The following is a 20,941-nucleotide window of genomic DNA, read 5'->3' on the forward strand; positions in this document are numbered from 1 at the left end:
TTTCATTCTATTGCGTGATAACGGGAATATCCTGACGATAGCCCGGTGTGGTCAGCAATGCGGCCACCCGCTGAGAGTATTCTTGCCAGCTATATAATCCCGCCAGACTGCCGACAAAACGGTGCTGGCGAAAGAAAAGCAGCGCCGGATATTTCAGAATGCGATACTCCCGGGCGATCAGATCACTCTGTTCGCTATCCGCAAATGCCGCGGTATAAGACGTCGCCGGAAATTGCTTGAGGATTTCCGGGATAATGACCCAACTGTCGGCGACTTCCGGATGTTTGTTGGGGTCGCTTTGCAGCAAAACCAGCAGAGTCGGATGCGCATTAATCAACGACGGGAGCGTTTGCGCATCGGTAACCAGAAAGCCTTTATCCGCCAGTGGACAAACAGGATTTTGGGGTGAGATAGTCATTTTTTTAAATGCTCCGGTAATTCAGGCGTGCGAGACAATAAATCGGCAAAACCGGTCAGCGGATCGCTTTGCGTAAGCATGGCCTGTTCCAGCGAGTCCAGCGCCGCCAGTACCTCAGCGGCTTCCGCTTCGTCCATTTCTCGTCGTGCTGCGCCGCCAAATGTCAGCAGCCATGCGCCTGCTAAGGGGGGAGCCACAAGCCGAATATCAACGTCGATAAGCTCGCCGTGTCGGTCGCGGCATTTGGCGAACCACTGACCGGGTGAAATAACCTGCACAGGAACGCCGATACACATTATGATTTCTCTCTCTGTAGCACCCGAATATCGCCGACCCGGCAAGCGCTTTGCGCATCTGGCCGTTCATCTTCGTAGCGTTCCATACACAGGCTGTAATGATTGAGTCTTTCAGTGGGCAAGGCCGCTGAAGAGGCGGTGATACCCCATTGCGCCAGCACTTCCTGCGCGAGACAGACCGCAGGCATCAGTTGCGCCTTTACCTGCGGCGTAAGACTCCCGCCATAGTCATCCAGACATTCCGGCTGCACGCCAATCAGCACAATCTCCGATAACTGGCCGCCGGTTAATTGCAGCAATGCCAGCACTTCAGAAAAACTGGTCTGATGTAAACTGAGTTTTTTCGCCGTCAGATAGGCGGGAACCTGTTCATCACGAAACATCGCCAGCGAACCTGGCGCCATACCAAAATCGATAGCATCCATGATTAACAGTTTTTCGGTCTGTTGCAGCCAGGGCAGCAGTGCCAGCCCCTGCGTACCGCCATCAACAACGTCAACTTTCTCGTTATCGGCATACTGTTCAAACAGCTTTTCCGCCGCTCTGACGCCAAACCCTTCATCTGCCCAAAGCAGGTTGCCAAGCCCTAAGATTGTTACTTCTGCCATTGTTATCACCTGAACCAGCGCCAGCCGCTTATCATGACGGAAATCACGCTTTGTCGGCTCATAATGTCTTCACGGATAGCGGTATAAACATGCGCAATGACGAAGGCGATAATGAACCACATGCCCAGCCGGTGCCAGAAATGCAGCGCGAGGCTATCGTTGCCAGTCAGGCGAATCATCCAGCCAAACCATTGATACGCCCAACTGTCTGTTCCAAGTCCTTCGCCATAGAGCGCAAAGCCGCTACACACCATCAGTACGGACATCCAGAAATAGAACATTACCGCCAGTCCCGCTACCGGATTATGTCCATAGTAACGATGGGCCTCTTTTTCGAGGAAAAAATACCAGCGGATTTCGCTGATAACGCCTTTGCGCCAGGCGCGGCGCCAGAACGGAACCAGAAACATCTCCCTGGCGTACTCATTGCCGACACATGCCCAGTAAATACGAAACAGCAGCGCGACAGTAAAAATATACGCCGTGGTAAAATGGATCAGTCGTATCCAGCCCATCCAAAACATAAAGGTCGCTTCACCTTGAATCGATGGCAGGGGGCGGCCAATGAAATATCCTGTAACAGCCAGGACGACAATGGATAACGCCGTGATCCAGTGCCATAAACGGACCGGCGCTTCATAGATATAGTACCCCTGGCTGGTTATTTCTTTGAGATGCATTGAGACCTCCGAATCGTCGTCATCGTACCTGAACCCTGACCAGCTCCCCTCCATGATTATCAATAACATGGGTGGAGCAGGCCAGGCAGGGATCGAAGCTGTGCAGAGTACGTAAAATCTCCAATGGTTGATCGGGAACGGCGAGTTTAGTCCCCATTAACGCCGCTTCGTACGCGCCAATTTGACCTTTATCGTCACGTGGCCCGGCATTCCAGGTTGTCGGTACCACACACTGATAGCTGTCGATTTTCTGATTTTCAATTTTTATCCAGTGCCCCAGCGCGCCTCGCGGCGCCTCGCTGAAACCAACGCCTTTTGCCGATGTAGGCCAGGTATCGGGTTCCCAGAGCGTGACGTTTGCCGTCGCCGTATCGCCGGACTTGAGGTTACGCATCAGACGATCGAAGAAATATTGCAGCGTATTGCCTGCCCATACGGATTCCAGCGCACGCGCGGCAGTACGTCCTAATGTAGAAAAGAGCGCTTCTTTAGGCAGCTTTAATACACTAAGCAGTTGATCCACAGGTTCTTTAAATTCCGGTTTATTTTGATGATATCCAATCAGATAACGCGCCAGCGGACCTACCTCCATCGCATGTCCCTTCCAGCGCGGCGATTTAATCCATGAATATTTAGCGGACTCATCCACCTGTTCGATAAAGGTTTTTGTGCCTTTATAGTGTTCGCCCATGACCAGTTGCGGTTCGGTCAGACCATCCCACGGATGCAGGCCCTTATCGTTATTGCCGTTACCATAGGTATACCAGGAGTGAGTGACAAACTCCTGAATCTCATCGGGGGCGGTTAAATCGACAGGATGAATTTCGTCGAAACGACCGTTAATGATAGCCCCACGCGGAAGCAGAAGATTACTGGCGGAATAATCGTTAGGGTTATCCGGAAACTCGCCATAAGCCAGCAGGTTCATGCTCGATAACCCGCCGCCGATTTTTGCCCAGTCTTTGTAATAACTGGCAATCAGCAAAACGTCCGGAAGATAAACCTGTTCGCAGAACTGGCGAGCTTTTTGGATGATGGAACTGACAAGGTTCAGGCGTTCCATATTCACTGCGCCGACCGCGCCCGTTTCGTCAAGGTTGATGGCGCAAGGAACGCCGCCCACCAGCCAGTTAGGATGCGGGTTTTTACCACCGAAAACGGTGTGAATTTTTACGATCTCTTTTTGAAAATCGAGTGCTTCAAGATAGTGGGCGACCGCCAGCAAATTGGCTTCCGGCGGAAGTTTCATCGCCGGATGTCCCCAGTAGCCATTACGGAAAGGGCCAAGTTGACCGGACTCGATAAACCGCTTCAGTCGATTTTGCAAATCGCGGAAATATCCCGGCGAGGATAGCGGCCATGCGGAAAGACTTTGCGCGATGGCGGAGGTCTGATGCGGGTCGGCTTTCAGGGCGGCAACCACATCAACCCAGTCCAGCGCGTGCAGATGATAAAAATGCACCAGGTGATCGTGAACGTGTAGCGTAGCCTGCATCATATTACGGATACAGTTTGCGTTGTCCGGAATCGCGATTCCCAGCGCATTTTCTACGGCACGGATTGAGGTCAGAGCGTGTGTACCGGTGCAGACGCCGCAAATGCGTTCAACGAATGCCCAGGCGTCTCGCGGATCGCGACCTTTCAGGATAACCTCAAGGCCGCGCCACATGGTGCCGGTCGACACGGCGTTAGTAATGACATTATTACTGTCGATATTCACTTCGCAGCGCATATGCCCTTCGATGCGAGTAACCGGATCGACCACAATTCGCCGTCCGCTATTGTCCAGCGTAAAACCCTGAGTCTGATAAGGATATGCCATAATTATTTTTTCTCTTCCGGAGCGTTTTCTGATGACGTGTTGTTTTTATTACGGGCGTGTTTTATGGCGCTCACCGTGGCGTGAGCGATGGCGGCAGCGCCCGCGACGCCAGCAACGCCCAGTCCGATTTTATCGGCGGTAGCCTCAATGCCGGTTTGCGGAATGCCCGTTGCCCGGCTGTAAAAAGAACCGTAATCCCAGAATCCATCTTCCGAACATCCGAGGCATCCATGACCTGACTGGATAGGAAAAGACACGCCATCATTCCAGCGAACGGTTGAACAGGCGTTATAGGTGGTCGGGCCTTTACAGCCCATCTTGTACAGGCAATACCCTTTTCTGGCGCCTTCGTCATCCCACGCTTCCACAAACTGACCGGCATCGAAATGCGCGCGTCGGTAACATTTGTCATGAATTCGCTGGCCATAAAACATTTTTGGTCGTCCAAGACGATCAAGGGGAGGGATGCGATCAAATGCCAGCATATAGGTGATAACGGCGGACATTACTTCAGGTATAGGTGGGCAGCCTGGCACTTTAATAATGGGTTTATCGGTAATTAATTTGTGAACCGGCGTGGCTTTAGTTGGGTTGGGACGGGCTGCCTGCACGCAGCCCCATGATGCGCAGGACCCCCAGGCGATAATCGCTTTAGCATCCGCGCTGACGCGTTTTAACTTCTCCAGGAACGGCTCACCAGCCAGTATGCAAAACATCCCATCTTCATTCAGCGGCGCGTTACCTTCCACGGCAACGATATAATTTCCTTTGTACTCGCGCATCACATCCGCCAACGCCTGCTCGGCTTGTTGCCCTGCGGCGGCCATAATGGTGTCGTCATAATCCAGGGAAATGAGCGACAGAATGGCATCTTTTGCCAACGGGTGCGCAGAGCGAATGAAAGATTCGGTACAACAGGTACATTCAAGACCATGCAGCCATATCACTGGCGTACGCGGTTTATTCTCCAGGGCATAAGCTATCTGAGGAATCATCGAACTGCTCAGGCCTAAAGACGTTGCGGTAAGGCTGCAAAACTTGAGGAAGCTACGCCTTGTCACGCCGTGTCTACGCATAACTTGATAAAATGTATCTTGTGTTTGCATAACGTTTATCCCAAACCACTATAGTTAGTGTGGGCATCATATGTTGCATTTCTTGTCTTTCTCAACGTGTTTTAGTAGCAATTATGTTTCTAATTCGTAACAACCGATTACATGTGTGCTACTCACATTACTCAAAAACATAAATTAATTTAATGTTATTGGTGATGTGGAGTAAATATAGCGTTGTGATGGTATCTCTTAATGTTGATAAGAAACCGTGTTTTTTATTTATAACATGATGGGATTTTTTTAAATGGTCACACGGATAACGCGTTTCATATTAGTTCGCTGTGTTTAACTCTCCTTTAAACCCGTCAGTTAAATTTATTAGCTTGTAAAATAAGATCACAATTAATTACGTGCTGCATAACCATTGATAGGTTTAATTTAATATATTCATCCAATCCATTTTACAAACAAGGAGAGCATGATGAAAAAAAGTAAAGCAATGTTATTTATCGCTCCGGCGCTGTTTTCATACGCCCTGGCTGCACAGGCCTGCACAACCCTTGCTATTCAGGATAAACAAGGCGATGTTTTTCATGGACGTACGCTGGAATATATGCAGGATTTACCCTCATGGTTAACGTATTATCCGGCGGGAACACAGTTTGATAAAAAAACGCCGGATGGCAGTCAGGGAGTAAGCTATCAGGCGAAATATCCGATACTGGCCATTACTTCCACCATTACTGATGGCGATAGCAGAGACATACTTGAAGGCATGAATAGCGCGGGATTGTCATTTAGTGAAAACATGATCATGAATGCGCAATTGCCGCCATTGCCCGCGAGTGAATATAAACAGGCAATTCCTGTCACCTCGTTGGGAGAATGGGCGCTGGCCCGTTTTGCTACTGTCGGCGAGGTAAAACAGGCAATAAAAGAGGGTAAATTCTGGTCACCGGAACTGCATCGGTTTGGCGATCTGAAATCGCCATTTCATTATGCGTTTTACGACAAGAAAGGAGGAAGCATTGTCGTTGAAGTGGAAAATGGCAAATTCCATGTCTATGACAATCCCACTCGCGTGATGACAAATGGTCCCGCATTCCCCTGGCATCTGACAAATCTGAATAACTATACGCAATTAACCAATGTGGACCGCTCTTCAGGCACACTGGGCGGGATAAAAGTGATGCAGCCTGATAGCGGGATTGCTATTGCAGACTTGCCATCGTCCGATACGTCGGTTTCCCGTTTTATACGCGGCGTTTATTACACCACATATGCGCCGCAAGCGACATCCGCCCACGATGCAATGAATACGCTTGCGCATATTATGAGCCGTTTCGATCGTCCGAAAAATATTACGGTTGATTATATGGGGAGTGAAGGGGAAGGCAACGCCACCCGCAAACCGGTCTCAGAATATACGGTCTGGACAACGCTGTCTGACTTAACGCACGGTGAGATGATGGTGCGCGGCTACAATGATATCAACTATAAAACCTGGTCTCTTTCTCAGTTTAAGAACGCGACAGCGCCCGTGTTCGAGAAAATCAACGTCAAAGGATAAATAGCTCATCTCGGTTTAGTTTCCCCGGTAGTCTCGGCGAAGGTAATGGAGGCTACCGGCGGTTGCTTCTCTTTATCATGCACGGTAATTAATTATCACGATCACCAGCGCCAGGATGGTATGCTAAATCCATTCAAAATCCCCTGGATATGGATTGGAGGGCGCATGGTTATACCTGAGGTCAGGCAGGAGAGGCTCTATCAGAAGATAGCCAACCTCATCATTAAGCTGATCAATGATAATATTTTTCCCCCGGGAACTTTTTTACCGCCAGAACGCGAACTGGCAAAACAGCTTGGCGTGAGCCGCGCCTCCTTGCGAGAAGCCCTTATTGTACTGGAGATCTCCGGATGGATCGTGATTCAGTCCGGTAATGGGGTTATCGTTTCAGATAAAAAACACCTTGCCAGCGACTATACCATCGAAGAAATTCTCTCTACTCGCGAGCTGGTCGATAGCCATTGTGCGCGCTTAGCCGCACAAAACGATAACGTTGACGTCATCAACCAAATAGAGGCGATTTATCATCGTATGGATCAAGCCATTAACGATAATAACGTCCACGGCTTTTACTCGCTGGATAAAGAATTTCACCTTGCGATCTCTGAGGCCAGCCGTAACCGGGTGTTGTTCGATATGTCCCGTATGTTATGGGAACAACGGATTAATATCCCTTATGCCGGGTTTGATGAGCAGTCTGGAGACAGAAATGTTTTACTTAATCTCAACAAACAGCATAAAGCGATAGTGGATGCGATGCGCCAGTCTGATGCTGACAGCGCCTATGAGGGATCTCTGGAACATTTACGCTATGTGAGAAAGATTGTCGGCGGCTAAGTTTGTCGATGAATAACACCGCATGGCGGTCATGCCATGCGGTAGAACTCGCCGTAACTCAATGGAAAACAGCATTAATCTTTAAGTAGCGCTCCGGATAGCGATCAAGCTCTTTAACTGCATCAGGGATCTCATCAAGATTGACGATCTTACTGACAACATCTTGTGGATTAATCTCCAGCGTAGACAGCATACGTAATGCCTCATCAAATTCACCGGCACTGGTGCGGGAGCCGCGTAAATCCAGTTCTTTATAGGTGATCAGGTTCGTCGGCAGCGACGTTTCCTGTTTTGGCCATCCGGTAAACGAAATACGACCAGCAAACGATGCTAAATCAAGCGTATTTCGAATAGCGCTATTTGCGCCGGAAGCTTCTATCACGACCTGCGCCATGGTGCCGTGGGTGATATTTTTAATAGCGTCGATAACCTGATCGTCAGCGGCGTTCAGCACATAGGGAACGCCAAGCTTTTGTGCATAGCGTAGCCTTTCTTCCACAATATCGATCAGAATAGGCGTTGCCTTGTAATGACGCGCGCTTAATGCCGCCATAAGACCAATGGCCCCCGCGCCGATGATGGCAACATATTCCCCGGCCTTAACGTTTGCCCGATGCAGCGCGTGCAGAGCGATAGTCAGCGGTTCTGCCAGCGGCGCCATTTCAGAAGGCACATTATCTGGTATTTTATGAATTAAATGTGCGGGATGAGTCACCACCTCCTGCATTGCGCCATCGACATGCACGCCAATGACGTTTAAATTTTCACAACAGTTAGTTCTGCCGACAGAGCAAGGGTAGCAGTGACCACAATAAATATAGGGGTCAACAATCACGCGGTCGCCTTTTTTAATATTGTCCGGCATTCCGGCACCTTCCTGAAGAACAATTCCGGTCACTTCATGCCCAATAATTCTTGGGTAAGTAACAAGTGGGTTCGTTCCACGAAAAGCCCCGATATCCGATCCGCAAATGCCTGCAGCATCAACCTTAATTAATACTTCATTTTCTTTCTTATGGGGATAATCCACCCAGCGGGTTTCAACTTCACCAGGCTTATTAATGAACACAGCTTTGACTTTCATTGGCTTTGAATCCTTTACTTTTTACAAACACGAAGACCAACAGGCTTGAAACGATAGCGATAGCACCGGCCAGATAGAACGCATAGTCATATTTACCGCTAAATTGAACGATAAAACCGGTGACAAGCGGACCGATAATGCCGGATATATTAGCCAGGCCATGCATGGCTCCGCCGACGCTCCCTACTTTATCTTTATGAACAACATCCTGAATAACCGCCCAATAAATTGGGCCCGTTAAATAGAGCAGGAAGAGTGAAACTGACATGAGCGTAATTGCGCTACCAATAGTGCTAACAGTACCGGAAACGGCAACACATACCGCTGCGCCTGCCAGACATACGCCCAGAATAAGTCGACGTGAGAGCAGAGCATTACCGGTAATCCGATAAATTACATCAGAACAGACGCCGCCGAGCACCATACCAATCGCGCCGATGACCCAGGGAATTACCGTGGCGATACTAATTTCTTTAATATCGAGATGTAACGAATGGTTCAGGTAACTTGGGAACCAGGTCAGGAAGAAAAAAAGAATATAGTTGTAGCTGAAAAAAGCCAGAGTTGTTGCCCATACCATTGGTTGTTTCATGTAATAGCCGAGTGAAGGCGTAGCCCGGCCATCATCAGATAAAATAACGTCCTCATGATTTTCAAAATCAATGCGTTCTTCCGGCGCCAGGCGTTTACTCATTGTTGGCTTATCGCTAACGATAAAGTACCACAGTAGTACCCAGACCAGGCCAAATAAGAAAATAATGCCAAATGCGGGGCGCCAGCCTAAGGATAACGCCAGCAGGCCCACTATCGGCCCGGACACCGCGCCGCCGAGCGGGGAACCGGCGCTAAAAATTCCGATCGCCGTGGCAGACTCCTTTCGGGAAATCCAGTTATTGATGATTTTATTTCCGGCAGCGCTGACCGGTCCTTCAGCCATACCGAAAAGAACGCGCACGATAAGCATTGTCCACAATCCGGTGACTAAACCAGTTAAGCCACAAAATACAGACCATAGTAACGCTGCGATGAGAAAAACCGTTTTTGGCCCAACTTTATCGCTGGCCCAGCCACCAATAAAATTAAACAGGGCGTATCCGATAAAAAATGCGCTGAAGATCATTCCCATCTCCGCGGCGTTAAATCCTAACTCCTTTTCGATCAAGGGGGCAGTTATCGACAATGCTGAACGATCCATATAGTTTAGCATGTAAACTATAAATAGAAGAAAAACGATAAGCCATCCCATTGTTTTTCTTTTCATGATTAATCCTCTTATTGTGGTCTAGCGGCCTGACCACAATATTTTAAGGTTATTTTCAAATCACCTCTCTTGTGGTTAGAACGTGATCAATATAACAAAAATTTATCGCAGAGGATTCCTGGTCATCGCAAACGTGATGGATAAAATTCTTTAAAATCAGACAATTAATTGAAAATTCAATCGGGGCTATCGTTTTCCCCTAATCCACGCCCCGGTAACGTTTGACATGTGGCGTTAACGGAAGGTGGTGCTGTCTGTGGGTATTTTTCATCGGGCGTAATATAAACCTGACTCGTGGCGACATAGCCATCATTAAAAGTGGCTTCGATATAGGTAGCTTCCCAACCTGTCTTCGGTTCATTTAACGTAATACTGATCTTATTGTTGGCGGGAATATCTATTGTAAGCGGCTGATAACGGATGCCACAGGCATAACGGAAATCACGCGCATTTGGATTGTTGGCTGTCCAGCGAACGACTTTTACCGGCGCTTCTGAGAAATAGACCGTAAGAAGATGGTGGTGAATAAGGCCGATCAACTGTGGTAATGTTTTTTTACTTTGAAACCTATTAATAAAAGGAACGAGGCTTTCTTCAGCGAACTGGTTAATTGAGTAGTGGTTCATATTAGGCACTATACGTAATGATTTTACGCCAGGGAGTTTGCTATAATAAAAGCGAGTATTGTCTGGTACGAAAAAATCATCGCCGCTTGCATTAATAATATATTTCGGTATTGCAAGGCGGGGTTGATAAATAGTGTTGAGATATCTTAACGGATCTATTATTTGCCTTAGCTGGGTAAATGTGGGGGATTTTATTTTCTCATCTATGCCTTGCTGGTAGTAGGGGTAGAATGTAATGGGCCAATTTCCACCGTATGATTGATAAATATGCTCAAGTGAAGCATCAATATCAAGTAGATCAATGGCGAAGGGAACAATTGCTTCAACATCAGGATCGGCAATAGCTGACAACCAGGTAGTCCACCCACGCTTTGAAATACCTGTAATGATAAAGGAATTTATATTCCATTGCGTTAACTCCTTTTTTGCTAATCTCATCGCTTGCGATAGGGCAGTGACCATAGGAATATTTAAGGGCATTAACTCACGTTGCTCCGGCGCTTCCATAAATAATGCCCAGCTTCGGGAAACGCTCTCGTCCTCTTTCAGTGGTTTTTTATCATCCTGAAAGGTTAAATATTGGTTAGGTATATCACTCACTGATATTACGATGGTATTCGTATCACGGGCGATGCTTGCCAGTGTTTCCTGGGGGAAATCACCGGGTTTACCAGTGATTTGTACGCCTTTATCATAATTAATTCCGTTGTTTACAACCACCAAAGCATGGTGCTCTTTTGCCGTTTCAGGGATATAAATATCAACGTTATGTCGCCATTGCGCAGGGGTTACCATGTCATCTGGCGACCAGTGTTGCGATAATAATTCATAGTGTCTGACTACAACCTGTGCTAATGGAGCTGTACTAATCAAGGTATATTTTAGCGGTGTGCCTGAAATCTTCTCCCGGTAGTCGGGGAGAACATGAGACAAATCACACTCCGGGCTGTTTCGACAAAAGAAGATGTTGTTATGAAGTAGTGTATAAACTTTTGTAGAAATAAAAAACAGTACGATAACAACGAGATATATTTTTTTCATGCTTTCCCCGCGCTTTACAAGGGCAAATGCCAACCAGCATAATTTCCATAAATACCTCTTAAACATTCAATATAAGTACAATACTTTTGATAAATAAGGGAAGAAGGGAGTAATAATGCTTGTGACGTTGTCACATTATTCTGTTTCTGGTTTCGCTATTAGCACTGAACTTTTTGAAAGGTAAATCATTGCCGTCACCAGACCAATAATGGCGACAGAGATAGCTATACCGATCCAGACACCATACAGGGCATAACCCAGGACAAATCCGCCCAATACGGGGGATATAAAATCAGCGATTGCGATTAATGCCTGCGCCGTTCCGATGACGATACCTTGTCGGGCAGGCGATACATGGACGGACAAGGCGGCAAGATAAGTGGGTTTGGCTAGCGCATCAGCGATACTAATACAAACGATAGCAAAAATAAGCACTGGTATGGTCGTGGCGATACCCGCAGTGAGAAATCCAGTACAAAGAAGGGCGAAGATTAGAATAATTAGCTTTCGCTCCGAAAAATATTGGCTCACCCAACCTAACAGAAATAGCTGGACGAAAATATTAATAACCCCGTCCGCCATTAACAGGTAGCTTAACGCTTTTGGCCCAAAGGGAAGCCCATTCCAGATGAAGGTGTCAGAAAGAAAAACAGGTAATTGTGAAGAGTACATGCCATAGGCGAAGAAATGACAAAGCATTACGATGATTAAGACGCGAAGGACTGGCATCTTTAAAATAGCGCGGGCAGAGAACGCCGCTATTTTATCTGCGGTACGTGATGTTGTGGACGGGTCTTTTAACCCCCAAATCGCGACCAGGGCAGACCCAAGGACAAGTATAAAGGCGGCGTAGATCGGCGCGCTCAGACTGATACGCGATAGCCACCCTGAAACGCCTGCCCCGACAATACCGCCTAAACCAATGCAGCCTGTGAGGATACCGATTGCCTGGCGCCGATTTCTGACGTGCGTACAATCGGCAATATAAGCTGCGGCGGCTGACAAATTCCCGGCGCTAATGCCAAAAAGCGTGCGGGCGAGCAGGATAAACAGGATACATTGCGCGTTGGCGAGTAATAGTAAACTTATCGCCGCAATAGCCAGCGTGACAATCAGTATTCGCTTGCGGCCAACGCGATCGGAAAGGTGGCCAATCAGGGGCGCTGCACAAAATTGGCTAAAAGCCTCAGTGGCGATGACGATTCCAATGATAAGCGGCGAACCGCCCATCTCGCGGATATAAAAAGGCAGTACCGACATCACTGCCGCTGTACTGGCGGCGTAAAGGCCGACAAGCAGGAAAACAGGCAAAATACGCCGCTTGTTGAGCGGGGTGATAGTTTCGCTGTCGGTGTTCTCATAGACATTAGTATTCATCTTTAATCCCTATGGCAAAACGAGAGAGATAATTTTCAATATCGTTGCTCTGTTTGCCGTGAAAGAATGCGCCGACATAGCCATCGGGTCGGATCAGCACGCATTGACCCGGCGCCAGATGATAGGACTCCCGGAAGTGCCCCAGGGTATCGATGAGCTCGTCCTGCTCGCCAATGTGATGAATACGCAGACCTCGCCGCGCATCGATGACCTTACCGTGGGTTTCGTAGGCCAATAGATTCCAGTCCGGGCCTTGTAGTAACTGAAATAATCGTAATGATTGGCCGCCGGCGCCCAAAAGAGGAGCATCCGGCGCTCTTTCTCCCGCTTGTAACCCATGCTGACGTTCGGGCAACGTGTGGGCTAAGGGGGAGTTGGTATACTGGATGTCAAGTTGTTGAACGTCGCGTTCTCGTTTGATGCCGCCCTGTTTTTGAGAGTCAAGTAATCGGGTGGAAAGGTGGAGCAGTGATTCGGCTACCGGGCGGCGTTCCTGTTCATAGCTATCGAGAAGCTCTTCTCCTGCGCCCCGCAGCGAGGCTGCCATTTTCCATCCCAGGTTATAGGCATCCTGGATGCTGGTATTTAACCCTTGTCCACCCGTCGGCGGATGCACATGAGCGGCATCACCGGCTAAAAATACCTTACCCACACGGTAATGTTCCGCTATGCGCGCATTCATCTGGTACTTCGATACCCAGGGAATCGAATGGATGCGAACATCCGTCCGCCCGATTCGCTCAGTAAGAAAAGCCGTGAGCACGTCGGCTGAGAAATTCTGCGAGTCGTCCGGGGCCAACAATGCCTGGATTTGAAAGAGCTGCGTGCCGGCGAGAGGGCAAATCATTATCATTCGCGCCATATCGCCATCGTTAAAATGGTGCCATACATCCCGGTTCAGACCGGAAAGTGAAGCGTCAGCCACAAGCGCATGGATTCCCAACGTATGGCCGGAAAAGCTGACGCCTAATTTCTTTCTGACAAAGCTTCCGCCGCCATCCGCGCCTATCAAATAATGAGCGATGATGACCTCTTCTCCAGCCGGCCCGGCAACATACGCGGTGACCGTGCGTGGGGTTTGCGCAAAATGTCGTAATTCGCAGCCGAACTCCACCCGATGTCCCCATGCTTTTAATTGCTCCCGCATAATCGTTTCTGTCACGTTCTGTGGAACCATCAATGGCAGATGGTAGGGTTCGGCGTGGGTCGGTTTTGTATGATGCGCAATATCTGAATCTACATAGCTTCCGTCGTGACGGTAGGTTCGTAATCGGGGATAGAGCCCGCCGGCGGCGACCACTTTATTGAGTATTCCAAGATCCTCGAAGATTTCTTGCGTTCGCGGCTGAATACCTTTACCGCGGGAGCCGATAAAAGGCGTCGTTCTTTTCTCAATCAGGCGAAATGAGACCCCGTGACGCGCCAGTTCGATGGCTAAAGTAAGCCCGGTAACGCCAGCGCCGCAGATCAGTACATCTGTAGTGGTGTATCTTGTCATCGTCTCTCCGATATGTGTATTATGCACATAAGAGGAGACATGCTATGTCAGAAAATAAAAATGTGCAAGATACACATATTTCCGAGCAAATGAAGGCGCTTCACGGTGCGTTGATTCGCGTGGTGAGCGCGCTTAACCGGCCTCGTAATGATGAGAAATTAATTGCAGAGGCGGGGATTCAACTCGATCGTGCGCTATTTTCGATCCTTATTAGTATCGAACGTTTAGGGCCGATTGGCGTTGTTGAGTTAGCCGAACGTGCCGGTCGTGATTATACGACGGTAAGCCGACAGGTCGCCAAACTGGAGAAGCTGGGGTTGATAATACGGCAGCATAATGCCATCGATCGTCGTATACGCGAGGCCGTTATCTCCCGGACAGGAAAGGCGATGACGGAGCGTATAGACGCTGCTCGAGAGCAAATGGGCAAAGTTGTTTTTAAAGACTGGCCTCAGGAGGAACTTGATGTCTTTGTTCGGTTAATGCAAAAGTTTGCCGATGCAATGGATAGCGATGCTTCAATGCCGGAATAAGCAAAAGAAAAGGGCGGTCAAATCCGATCGTCCAGGTTAATATCGGTATCTGACATTGATTAAATAGCCAGCAAAGTAAATATAACAACAACATTTATCGAGTTAATTATCACCCTTTGAAAGGCCAACGTATACTGCAGAATACGGCTATATAACAATCGCCGTATCAATGGTTTTTCAAAGGGTAAATATATGCTTACCGAAAAATATGATTTTCGCATTACCGATCAGATGACTATCCCACTCAGACCTCATTGGATAGCCAATGATTCATACAGGGAAAAGTGTAAAATGCTTGTCCTCAACCGGAGTAAAGGGGAAATTCATAAGGTAGACTTTAGTAAAGTAACAGATTATATCAAAGAAGGTGATGTAATCTGTTTTAACGACAGTACTATAATAAACCATATGTTTATCTGTAAAACAAGACAGAATAGGTTAATTAAAATTGTTTTAGAGGGATTTTTACCAAATAATAGAGTAATTATTTCCGGACTTTTAAAAGAAAGGCTTAACGCGAATGATGTTTTCTATTTGGTTGATAACCCTGGAATTTCCATTAAGGTAGAGCAAAAGTTTAGCGAAGATAGTCAGTACCGAGCCGTCGTGGAAAATCATGAGGCCTTAATTTGCTATTTAGCCAGTCATGGTGAGCGTCTTGATGAGTATGTGGACTCCAGCTTGTTTTATAAATATCCAGATGCTTACCGTTCCGTTTTTTCTAAAAAGTATGGTTCTTTGGAAATACCTTCTGCCGGCATTCATTTTACCTGGGATCTTATCCAAAGAATCAAAGATAAAGGTGGGTTAATATCCTTCATCACTTTACATGTTGCATCAACAGAAATGTTGTCCAACAGAAAAATACAAACAAAATGTGTAGAGGAAGTGACTATCAACGAAGAATACTACGAGGTTCCACAAGCTACAGCGGATATCATTAATACTGCGAAGCAAAATGGCGGACGTATTTTTGCCGTAGGAACTACCGTTACACGATGCCTGGAGTCCGCGTATTCGAGGGAACACAATTGCCTCAAAGCAAGTTCTGGCTGGACTGCGCTTTATATACATCCAGGCTATCAACTGAAAGTGGTTGACTGCCTGCTAACGAACTTACATCAGCCAAAAACGACGCATATGGTGTTAACCGGTCAATTTGCTGGGGTTGATCTACTCATGAAGGCCTATGCCTCAGAACATATCCAGTCATGTAAGTTCGATATGTTTGGTGATTGCATGTTAATCATACAGGATGAAGGGTAGGGATGAATAAAATAAAACCGGTACACATAATGCTACCGGTTTTACCGAGAATAAGCATCAGGGGATTCGGGCAATAACCTTTATTTCGAAATCAAAGCCGGCCAGCCAGGTAACGCCAATAGCGGTCCAGTTAGGATAAGGGGGATGGGCAAATATCTCCTGTTTCACCGCCATCACGTCGTTAAGTTGTTGCTCTGGATCGGTATGGAAGGTGGTGACATCCACTATGTCATCGAATGTGCATCCTGCTGCAGTCAGTGTTGCTTTCAGGTTTTCAAAAGCAAGCCTCACTTGTTTTTGAAAATCAGACTCCGGCGTGCCGTCTGTGTGACTGCCTACCATACACAACGTAGGCCATAGTTTCATATACGTGACATATGTCAAGGTGCAGTCACATAAAAGAACTGAGCCTGTTTGTCGTATCGCTTGACGGGGAAAGAGAGCATTTCCTGAGTGATTAGCTTCTGTGTTGTGTCACTTTGTAGACGGCATCATTTTCACGCTTTCCAACACCAATGACAGTTACCGTGATAATTTCATCTTCGACGCTGTACACCAGTCTGTATCCTGCACCACGCAGCTTAATTTTGTACTGATCCTTTCTTCCATGTAATTGAGAAGCCGGAACCCGAGGGTTTTCAAGCCGTTCCCTTAGCTTTTTTTTAAACTGTTCCTGTATGGTATGACCCAGTTTTTTCCACTCTTTTAGTGCTGATTCGTTAAATGCCAGCTTATAAGTCATCAATGTTGACCTCAATGACGCGTTCATTCGCACGCTCATCGATAATACGACCGAGTTCTTCATCCTCAAGAATATCCATAAGATGAGCATAAAGTGCCGGAGGCACACAGTAGAAAGCCGGTTCATTACGGTTAAGAATGGCAACTGGAGCGCCATCTCCGGCATTGAAAGTTCCCATTGGATCACGTTTCAGTTCTGTAATGCTTGCTGCAGTAGTCGTTAAAATTTGAAATGCCATAATTTACCTCCTGGTTGATGACTAAATATAGCACCTTTAATAGTACTAATAAAAGCATCCTTCACGAAGGGGATTCAGCTCCAGCCCGGTCAGTGATGCGGGCAGCTGACGGTTTTTTCAAGGCTAAGTTCAGATGTCCAGAACCTAACTTGTGACCACTGAAACCGGCGTTAATAACTCGCCAACCCTTATCAAGCGTGATGTAACAACCGAAGTCAGCCTTGCAGATGGTGATATTATTTTACTTGGTGGCCTTGCTGAACAGTCGGATGGATTATTCTGGCCTCTGACGTGTCGCAGATTGCATATCGTACAGGCAGGGATTACAACCGTATTGCCAGAGGAAGCGATAAAATATGGTAAGTGATGCTCTTGAACAGCGGATTTATGAACTGGTAAGAAGCCATGATGGAATTTACCTCTTTAAGAAAAAAGAACTGACACCGTCAACAGATTTGGATTCAGATTTACGGTTAGAAGATGATGAAGCACTGGCATTGATGGATGATTTTTTTACGACATTCAATGTAGATAAAGGGAATTTCTCGATCACAACATACTATCCGCCAGAACCACCGCTAAAGCATTTGCTTAATCCGTTTCGCAAAAACGATATTCCTCAGGTGCCGGAGTTCACGATAGGTATGCTCATTGCGTCTGCCAGGTCTGGTCGCTGGTTGTATGACTGATTCACGCTGGGGGGCTGCTTTTCGCCCTCTGCTATTCTAATGCGCATAATGTATATTATGTTAAATGAACCAGAACATTTAAAAGACATGTTAAGGCGGCTGGATTCGTGCATGTCAAAAAACTTCTGGCCCATAAGTTTGATCCCTTCCCTGCCGTGACGCTGAGCGAATTCTGTTGATTTGCACCCGCTATTCCTGCACACGATTTCACGCAGCACACGCCGCTCAGGCATAAAAAAACCGGCTATTGTGTTCGGTTCGTCATTGTCAGTGTGTCAGTCCAGGATGAAATCGTCGCGCAGCGTATCAGCGAGCGCCCACGGCATTTCAGACGGAAAACTCTTTTCACGCGCTGCAGATAACACGGTATCGCCGTAGGACTCAACAGCCATTTCCGACAGTTCCCGTTTTAATAACGGGCTTTTTTCCAGACGACGGGCAATTTTCCTGCGCTGCGCTGACATGGGCTAAAAAATTAATGGGAACCTCATTTCACGAGGTTTGTTTATTCTCTGTCTGCCAATGTCTTGCATTCACACTCGCCACGTACACTGGCGGCGGTCAAACATAATCGGCTCGTATTTTAGCGTCGCGCCTGGCATGACCTGCACATGCGTAACCGTATCGCCTGGCCTGTTTGTTTTTGTATACGACGCCGCCGAACATCCAAAAAGGTTGCGAAGAATTGGTAGCGATTTTACAAATGACATGTCTTACCTCAACCACCCGGTAAAAGTCATGTATCGATAGCAGTATGTTACTCCAGATAAAACAATCAGCTCACAAAGGGATATGTTCCAGCAGACAGGAATGTTATAAGGAGCTTCCCCCTTCGACACAAATAATGGTTGAGGACTGAGAACAGATGCAGCTGAATATGCTGGAAGCCATGAATATTTATGTCAATGTGGTAGCGCAAGGGAGCTTTATCCGCGCGGCGGAGGTGCTTGAGCTGCACCGCCCTGCTGTTACCCGCGCCGTTCAGAATCTGGAACATGATCTGGGCGTTAAGCTCCTGCATCGCACAACACGACAGGTCAGTATGACGGATGAAGGGGAAGAGTTTTACCAGCGTTGCCTGTCGCTTCTAAGCGAGCTGGACGACGTCCGGCGATTATTTTCCCGCACGCAACCGCCGAAAGGCCGCCTGCGCCTTGACGTCCCTATTACGCTCGCCCGGGCAGTCATCATTCCGGCTCTTGGAGATTTTCAGAACCGATACCCGAATATTGAGATTGTACTTGGCACGTCCGATCGCAAGATTGATTTGATTGCCGAGCGTGTGGACTGCGTCATCCGACTTGGTGAGCTTAATGACTCCAGTTTTGTTGCCAGACGTCTGGGAACGGCAGCCATGGTGACTTGTGCTGCGCCATCTTATCTTGCGAAGCATGGCACGCCGCACTCTATCGATGAGCTGATGAAGTCCCACCGGGCTGTAAATTTTTTCAGTAATCACAGCCTGCAGATAATGGAGTGGAAATTCACGGTTGATGGCAGTATTGCGTCAATAAAAGTACCCTCCAGCATCCTGGTAGACAATTCAGAAGCGTTTCTTTCATGTGGGCTGGCGGGGTTGGGGATTCTACACGGATTGCGTCCGTCGCTTGCACCCTTTATTGCCAGTGGAGAGCTGACAGAGATCCTCACTGATTTCCCGCCCCCGCCAAAACCGGTTTCACTGCTTTACCCGGATCGTCGGTATCTGGCACCTAAAGTTCGTGTATTCATCGACTGGCTGTGCGAGGTTTTTGGTCCGGATGCACATCTCTGATAACGCTCTTTCGTGCATATCCGACCTGGCTATTGTTACTTTATCAGTAATTCTGTTTTAAAGATTGGATGGTTTTTCGTAACAATAAAGAGGCTTAAGATCTTCTTCAGATTAATTAACTACCACAGTCGCCTAAAAGGCTGGCTGAAAATTTGTTCGAAGGAGATTACGTCATGAAGTACAACCGTATCTGCCAGATTCTGGGTATCGAAAAACCTGTTATACAAGGCCCATTGTCCTGGCTTACCGATGCAAGACTGGTTGCAGCCGTAAGCAACGCCGGTGGTTTGGGTGTGCTTGGCCCAAATGCGGGCTTAACAGCGGAAACTGCTGTATCAACACCTGATGAAACAGCAGAAAAAATGCGTGAAGAAATTCGTAAAACCAAAAAACTTACCGAAAAACCATTCGGGGTGAACCTTATTCCAACCCCTGAAAACGACATCTGGACTCCGCCTATCCTACAGGTAATAAAGGAAGAGGGAGTAAAAGCTGTTGTTTATACCGGTTACGGAGAAGGAGCTATTATCACTTCGCTGTTTAATGAACTAAAAGCGTCGGGTATTGCAATTATTTACCGCGATATTAATCCGACACCTGAAAATACACGTTTAGCGGAAAAAGCCGGCGCCGACATTATTGTTGCAACAGGTTTTGATGAAGGTGGCACATTGCCTGGCACCGCGCTTGGCACCTTTTCGATCGTGCCGCTGATTGCGGACTCGGTGAAGAGTGTTCCCGTCATGGCTGCAGGCGGGATTACCGATAGTCGTACCGCCCGTGCTGCCCATGCGCTGGGAGCAGAGGGTGTCTTTGCTGGTTCGGTGTTTATTGGGACAGAAGAAAGCCGTGTGCCGCAGTCAGTAAAGGATAAAATCATTAATGCTAACGGCCTGGATTTGCTGCTTTTCCGTACCCTGCCAGATTACTACCGCTCACTTCCTGGCAAGCTGGCTGACAAGCTCGTGTCGATGGATAAAGCTGGTGCAAGCAATGAAGAACTGGCCCAGACGATGGGAGGTTTACGCGGGTTGCGTATCGGCATGCTGGAAGGTAATACAGATGAAGGATACATTGCGCTGGGCACGGGCATCGGAAATATCCGCAGCATCAAGAGCGTAGCTGAGGTCGTGAACGAGCTGGCCATTTGTTAAGGGCAGAACACTGCAAAAATAATCGAACTTTGCGAAACGGCCTGGCGCGCAGCGGCCCTCTGACACAAGATGTGGTAGTGTTTTCAGACATTGAAACGCCATAGGCTGTATTCCTCCCCTACCCTGTGACTACCGGCGCCAGTAATAAATATCCTCCGGCATAGCCGGAGGTTTTTCAGATGCGCCTGTAAGGCTCTCTTACCAGCCGCGCCCTAACAGGCGCATACGATCTGACATTTGCATCAAACCTCGTTACTTACGGCCCGTAAACGGGCTGCCCGGATAAGGGATCGATAACTGCTCTCCCATTTTATCCTCTTCAAGCTGGTGCCTTATGTAGTCCTGTATCTTCGCCGTGTTCTTACCCACCGT

Annotated in this window: 21 protein-coding genes and 4 pseudogenes; 9 read left to right on the forward strand and 16 right to left on the reverse strand. The window is 47.8% G+C overall.

Annotation, left to right across the window (positions count from 1 at the left end; translation table 11 throughout):
* Positions 1-7: 7 nt before the first annotated feature.
* The 6 genes from ACLJRE_RS06530 to ACLJRE_RS06555 are packed head-to-tail and all read right to left on the reverse strand — an operon-like array spanning position 8 to position 4,930.
* Positions 8-418, reverse strand: coding sequence for a hydrogenase (locus tag ACLJRE_RS06530; protein ID WP_000155977.1), 411 nt, complete (start codon positions 416-418; stop codon positions 8-10).
* Positions 415-714, reverse strand: coding sequence for a HypC/HybG/HupF family hydrogenase formation chaperone (gene hypC, locus ACLJRE_RS06535; protein WP_000334904.1), 300 nt, complete (start codon positions 712-714; stop codon positions 415-417). The genes ACLJRE_RS06530 and hypC overlap by 4 nt, the downstream gene beginning before the upstream one ends.
* Entirely contained in the window at positions 714-1,322 is a 609-nt protein-coding gene (gene hybD / locus ACLJRE_RS06540) for a HyaD/HybD family hydrogenase maturation endopeptidase (protein ID WP_000852663.1), read from the reverse strand. Before hybD ends, hypC begins: the two co-directional genes overlap by 1 nt.
* A 5-nt stretch (positions 1,323-1,327) precedes the next feature.
* Positions 1,328-2,071 carry a Ni/Fe-hydrogenase, b-type cytochrome subunit gene (gene cybH / locus ACLJRE_RS06545; RefSeq protein WP_000924456.1) on the reverse strand — a complete coding sequence of 248 codons (744 nt, stop codon included), beginning with the start codon at positions 2,069-2,071 and terminating at the stop codon, positions 1,328-1,330.
* Positions 2,022-3,824 (reverse strand): nickel-dependent hydrogenase large subunit, encoded by a 1,803-nt coding sequence (locus ACLJRE_RS06550; protein ID WP_000331200.1) that lies wholly within the window; start codon positions 3,822-3,824, stop codon positions 2,022-2,024. Before ACLJRE_RS06550 ends, cybH begins: the two co-directional genes overlap by 50 nt.
* Before the next feature lie 2 nt (positions 3,825-3,826).
* The gene (locus ACLJRE_RS06555) at positions 3,827-4,930 is read right to left on the reverse strand and encodes a hydrogenase small subunit (RefSeq protein WP_001194448.1); all 1,104 of its coding nucleotides are present in this window, start codon (positions 4,928-4,930) and stop codon (positions 3,827-3,829) included.
* A gap of 427 nt (positions 4,931-5,357) precedes the next feature.
* Between ACLJRE_RS06555 and ACLJRE_RS06560 the strand changes: the two genes are divergently transcribed.
* Both ACLJRE_RS06560 and ACLJRE_RS06565 read left to right on the forward strand, forming a co-directional pair.
* Complete coding sequence (locus ACLJRE_RS06560) at positions 5,358-6,449, forward strand: choloylglycine hydrolase family protein (RefSeq protein WP_000976505.1); 1,092 nt, start codon at positions 5,358-5,360, stop codon at positions 6,447-6,449.
* A gap of 45 nt (positions 6,450-6,494) precedes the next feature.
* Entirely contained in the window at positions 6,495-7,286 is a 792-nt protein-coding gene (locus ACLJRE_RS06565) for a FadR/GntR family transcriptional regulator (RefSeq protein WP_072196343.1), read from the forward strand.
* A 58-nt stretch (positions 7,287-7,344) separates the two neighbouring features.
* Here the strand turns inward: ACLJRE_RS06565 and ACLJRE_RS06570 are convergent, their stop codons facing one another.
* The 5 genes from ACLJRE_RS06570 to ACLJRE_RS06590 all read right to left on the reverse strand — a co-directional run bounded on the left by ACLJRE_RS06570 (position 7,345) and on the right by ACLJRE_RS06590 (position 14,173).
* On the reverse strand, positions 7,345-8,370 hold the full coding sequence (locus ACLJRE_RS06570; RefSeq protein WP_000864927.1) for a zinc-binding alcohol dehydrogenase family protein: 1,026 nt from the start codon (positions 8,368-8,370) through the stop codon (positions 7,345-7,347).
* A complete protein-coding gene (locus ACLJRE_RS06575; protein WP_000824240.1) occupies positions 8,345-9,631 on the reverse strand; it encodes an MFS transporter in 1,287 nt (428 codons plus the stop codon). The genes ACLJRE_RS06570 and ACLJRE_RS06575 overlap by 26 nt, the downstream gene beginning before the upstream one ends.
* Positions 9,632-9,807: 176 nt before the next feature.
* Positions 9,808-11,364 (reverse strand): PhoPQ-activated pathogenicity-related family protein, encoded by a 1,557-nt coding sequence (locus ACLJRE_RS06580; protein ID WP_000476907.1) that lies wholly within the window; start codon positions 11,362-11,364, stop codon positions 9,808-9,810.
* Positions 11,365-11,433: 69 nt separating this feature from the next.
* A complete protein-coding gene (locus ACLJRE_RS06585; RefSeq protein ID WP_023212743.1) occupies positions 11,434-12,675 on the reverse strand; it encodes an MFS transporter in 1,242 nt (413 codons plus the stop codon).
* Complete coding sequence (locus ACLJRE_RS06590; RefSeq protein ID WP_023212744.1) at positions 12,665-14,173, reverse strand: FAD-dependent oxidoreductase; 1,509 nt, start codon at positions 14,171-14,173, stop codon at positions 12,665-12,667. Before ACLJRE_RS06590 ends, ACLJRE_RS06585 begins: the two co-directional genes overlap by 11 nt.
* Positions 14,174-14,217: 44 nt before the next feature.
* Here ACLJRE_RS06590 and ACLJRE_RS06595 point away from each other — a divergent pair, with 44 nt between their 5' ends.
* Positions 14,218-14,706, forward strand: coding sequence for a MarR family winged helix-turn-helix transcriptional regulator (locus ACLJRE_RS06595; RefSeq protein ID WP_001293635.1), 489 nt, complete (start codon positions 14,218-14,220; stop codon positions 14,704-14,706).
* Between the two features lie 192 nt (positions 14,707-14,898).
* Positions 14,899-15,972 (forward strand): S-adenosylmethionine:tRNA ribosyltransferase-isomerase, encoded by a 1,074-nt coding sequence (locus tag ACLJRE_RS06600; protein ID WP_023212745.1) that lies wholly within the window; start codon positions 14,899-14,901, stop codon positions 15,970-15,972.
* A gap of 57 nt (positions 15,973-16,029) precedes the next feature.
* Here the strand turns inward: ACLJRE_RS06600 and ACLJRE_RS06605 are convergent.
* The 3 genes and pseudogenes from ACLJRE_RS06605 to ACLJRE_RS06615 form a co-directional block, all read right to left on the reverse strand.
* Positions 16,030-16,311 (reverse strand): annotated as a pseudogene (locus tag ACLJRE_RS06605) (RidA family protein); the annotation flags it as partial.
* A 118-nt stretch (positions 16,312-16,429) separates the two neighbouring features.
* Positions 16,430-16,714 (reverse strand): type II toxin-antitoxin system RelE family toxin, encoded by a 285-nt coding sequence (locus ACLJRE_RS06610; RefSeq protein WP_000221344.1) that lies wholly within the window; start codon positions 16,712-16,714, stop codon positions 16,430-16,432.
* Positions 16,704-16,952: a type II toxin-antitoxin system Phd/YefM family antitoxin gene (locus tag ACLJRE_RS06615; protein WP_000885424.1), complete on the reverse strand. Its 249-nt coding sequence runs from the start codon at positions 16,950-16,952 to the stop codon at positions 16,704-16,706. The genes ACLJRE_RS06610 and ACLJRE_RS06615 overlap by 11 nt, the downstream gene beginning before the upstream one ends.
* 151 nt (positions 16,953-17,103) lie before the next feature.
* On the opposite strand from ACLJRE_RS06615, the pseudogene ACLJRE_RS06620 reads away from it, so the two are divergent.
* The 3 genes and pseudogenes from ACLJRE_RS06620 to ACLJRE_RS06630 form a co-directional block, all read left to right on the forward strand.
* A pseudogene (locus ACLJRE_RS06620) lies at positions 17,104-17,223 on the forward strand (type II and III secretion system); the annotation flags it as partial.
* Positions 17,217-17,315, forward strand: a pseudogene (locus ACLJRE_RS06625) (STM2901 family protein); the annotation flags it as partial. The pseudogenes ACLJRE_RS06620 and ACLJRE_RS06625, both read left to right, overlap by 7 nt.
* Entirely contained in the window at positions 17,309-17,641 is a 333-nt protein-coding gene (locus tag ACLJRE_RS06630) for a DUF1493 family protein (protein WP_000253078.1), read from the forward strand. The pseudogene ACLJRE_RS06625 and the gene ACLJRE_RS06630, both read left to right, overlap by 7 nt.
* 275 nt (positions 17,642-17,916) lie before the next feature.
* Here ACLJRE_RS06630 and ACLJRE_RS06635 read toward each other — a convergent pair whose 3' ends face one another.
* Complete coding sequence (locus ACLJRE_RS06635) at positions 17,917-18,105, reverse strand: DUF29 family protein (RefSeq protein WP_023212747.1); 189 nt, start codon at positions 18,103-18,105, stop codon at positions 17,917-17,919.
* Positions 18,106-18,506: 401 nt separating this feature from the next.
* On the opposite strand from ACLJRE_RS06635, the gene ACLJRE_RS06640 reads away from it, so the two are divergent.
* Positions 18,507-19,415 carry a LysR family transcriptional regulator gene (locus ACLJRE_RS06640; protein WP_058214746.1) on the forward strand — a complete coding sequence of 303 codons (909 nt, stop codon included), beginning with the start codon at positions 18,507-18,509 and terminating at the stop codon, positions 19,413-19,415.
* Positions 19,416-19,588: 173 nt separating this feature from the next.
* Complete coding sequence (locus ACLJRE_RS06645) at positions 19,589-20,569, forward strand: NAD(P)H-dependent flavin oxidoreductase (protein WP_000876799.1); 981 nt, start codon at positions 19,589-19,591, stop codon at positions 20,567-20,569.
* A gap of 252 nt (positions 20,570-20,821) precedes the next feature.
* Here ACLJRE_RS06645 and ACLJRE_RS06650 read toward each other — a convergent pair.
* Positions 20,822-20,941 (reverse strand): annotated as a pseudogene (locus tag ACLJRE_RS06650) (IS200/IS605 family transposase); the annotation flags it as partial.

Source organism: Salmonella sp. SAL04157, from assembly GCF_046551635.1.
Classification (GTDB): Bacteria; Pseudomonadota; Gammaproteobacteria; order Enterobacterales; family Enterobacteriaceae; genus Salmonella; species Salmonella enterica.

Excerpts from the sequence above, each read along its gene's own strand:
- ACLJRE_RS06530 (WP_000155977.1), bottom strand. The coding sequence starts at position 418 with ATGACTATCTCACCCCAAAATCCTGTTTGTCCACTGGCGGATAAAGGC.
- hypC (WP_000334904.1), bottom strand. The coding sequence starts at position 714 with ATGTGTATCGGCGTTCCTGTGCAGGTTATTTCACCCGGTCAGTGGTTC.
- hybD (WP_000852663.1), bottom strand. The coding sequence starts at position 1,322 with ATGGCAGAAGTAACAATCTTAGGGCTTGGCAACCTGCTTTGGGCAGAT.
- cybH (WP_000924456.1), bottom strand. The coding sequence starts at position 2,071 with ATGTTATTGATAATCATGGAGGGGAGCTGGTCAGGGTTCAGGTACGAT.
- ACLJRE_RS06550 (WP_000331200.1), bottom strand. The coding sequence starts at position 3,824 with ATGGCATATCCTTATCAGACTCAGGGTTTTACGCTGGACAATAGCGGA.
- ACLJRE_RS06555 (WP_001194448.1), bottom strand. The coding sequence starts at position 4,930 with ATGCAAACACAAGATACATTTTATCAAGTTATGCGTAGACACGGCGTG.
- ACLJRE_RS06560 (WP_000976505.1), top strand. The coding sequence starts at position 5,358 with ATGATGAAAAAAAGTAAAGCAATGTTATTTATCGCTCCGGCGCTGTTT.
- ACLJRE_RS06565 (WP_072196343.1), top strand. The coding sequence starts at position 6,495 with ATGGAGGCTACCGGCGGTTGCTTCTCTTTATCATGCACGGTAATTAAT.
- ACLJRE_RS06570 (WP_000864927.1), bottom strand. The coding sequence starts at position 8,370 with ATGAAAGTCAAAGCTGTGTTCATTAATAAGCCTGGTGAAGTTGAAACC.
- ACLJRE_RS06575 (WP_000824240.1), bottom strand. The coding sequence starts at position 9,631 with ATGAAAAGAAAAACAATGGGATGGCTTATCGTTTTTCTTCTATTTATA.
- ACLJRE_RS06580 (WP_000476907.1), bottom strand. The coding sequence starts at position 11,364 with ATGTTTAAGAGGTATTTATGGAAATTATGCTGGTTGGCATTTGCCCTT.
- ACLJRE_RS06585 (WP_023212743.1), bottom strand. The coding sequence starts at position 12,675 with ATGAATACTAATGTCTATGAGAACACCGACAGCGAAACTATCACCCCG.
- ACLJRE_RS06590 (WP_023212744.1), bottom strand. The coding sequence starts at position 14,173 with ATGACAAGATACACCACTACAGATGTACTGATCTGCGGCGCTGGCGTT.
- ACLJRE_RS06595 (WP_001293635.1), top strand. The coding sequence starts at position 14,218 with ATGTCAGAAAATAAAAATGTGCAAGATACACATATTTCCGAGCAAATG.
- ACLJRE_RS06600 (WP_023212745.1), top strand. The coding sequence starts at position 14,899 with ATGCTTACCGAAAAATATGATTTTCGCATTACCGATCAGATGACTATC.
- ACLJRE_RS06610 (WP_000221344.1), bottom strand. The coding sequence starts at position 16,714 with ATGACTTATAAGCTGGCATTTAACGAATCAGCACTAAAAGAGTGGAAA.
- ACLJRE_RS06615 (WP_000885424.1), bottom strand. The coding sequence starts at position 16,952 with ATGGCATTTCAAATTTTAACGACTACTGCAGCAAGCATTACAGAACTG.
- ACLJRE_RS06630 (WP_000253078.1), top strand. The coding sequence starts at position 17,309 with ATGGTAAGTGATGCTCTTGAACAGCGGATTTATGAACTGGTAAGAAGC.
- ACLJRE_RS06635 (WP_023212747.1), bottom strand. The coding sequence starts at position 18,105 with ATGTCAGCGCAGCGCAGGAAAATTGCCCGTCGTCTGGAAAAAAGCCCG.
- ACLJRE_RS06640 (WP_058214746.1), top strand. The coding sequence starts at position 18,507 with ATGCAGCTGAATATGCTGGAAGCCATGAATATTTATGTCAATGTGGTA.
- ACLJRE_RS06645 (WP_000876799.1), top strand. The coding sequence starts at position 19,589 with ATGAAGTACAACCGTATCTGCCAGATTCTGGGTATCGAAAAACCTGTT.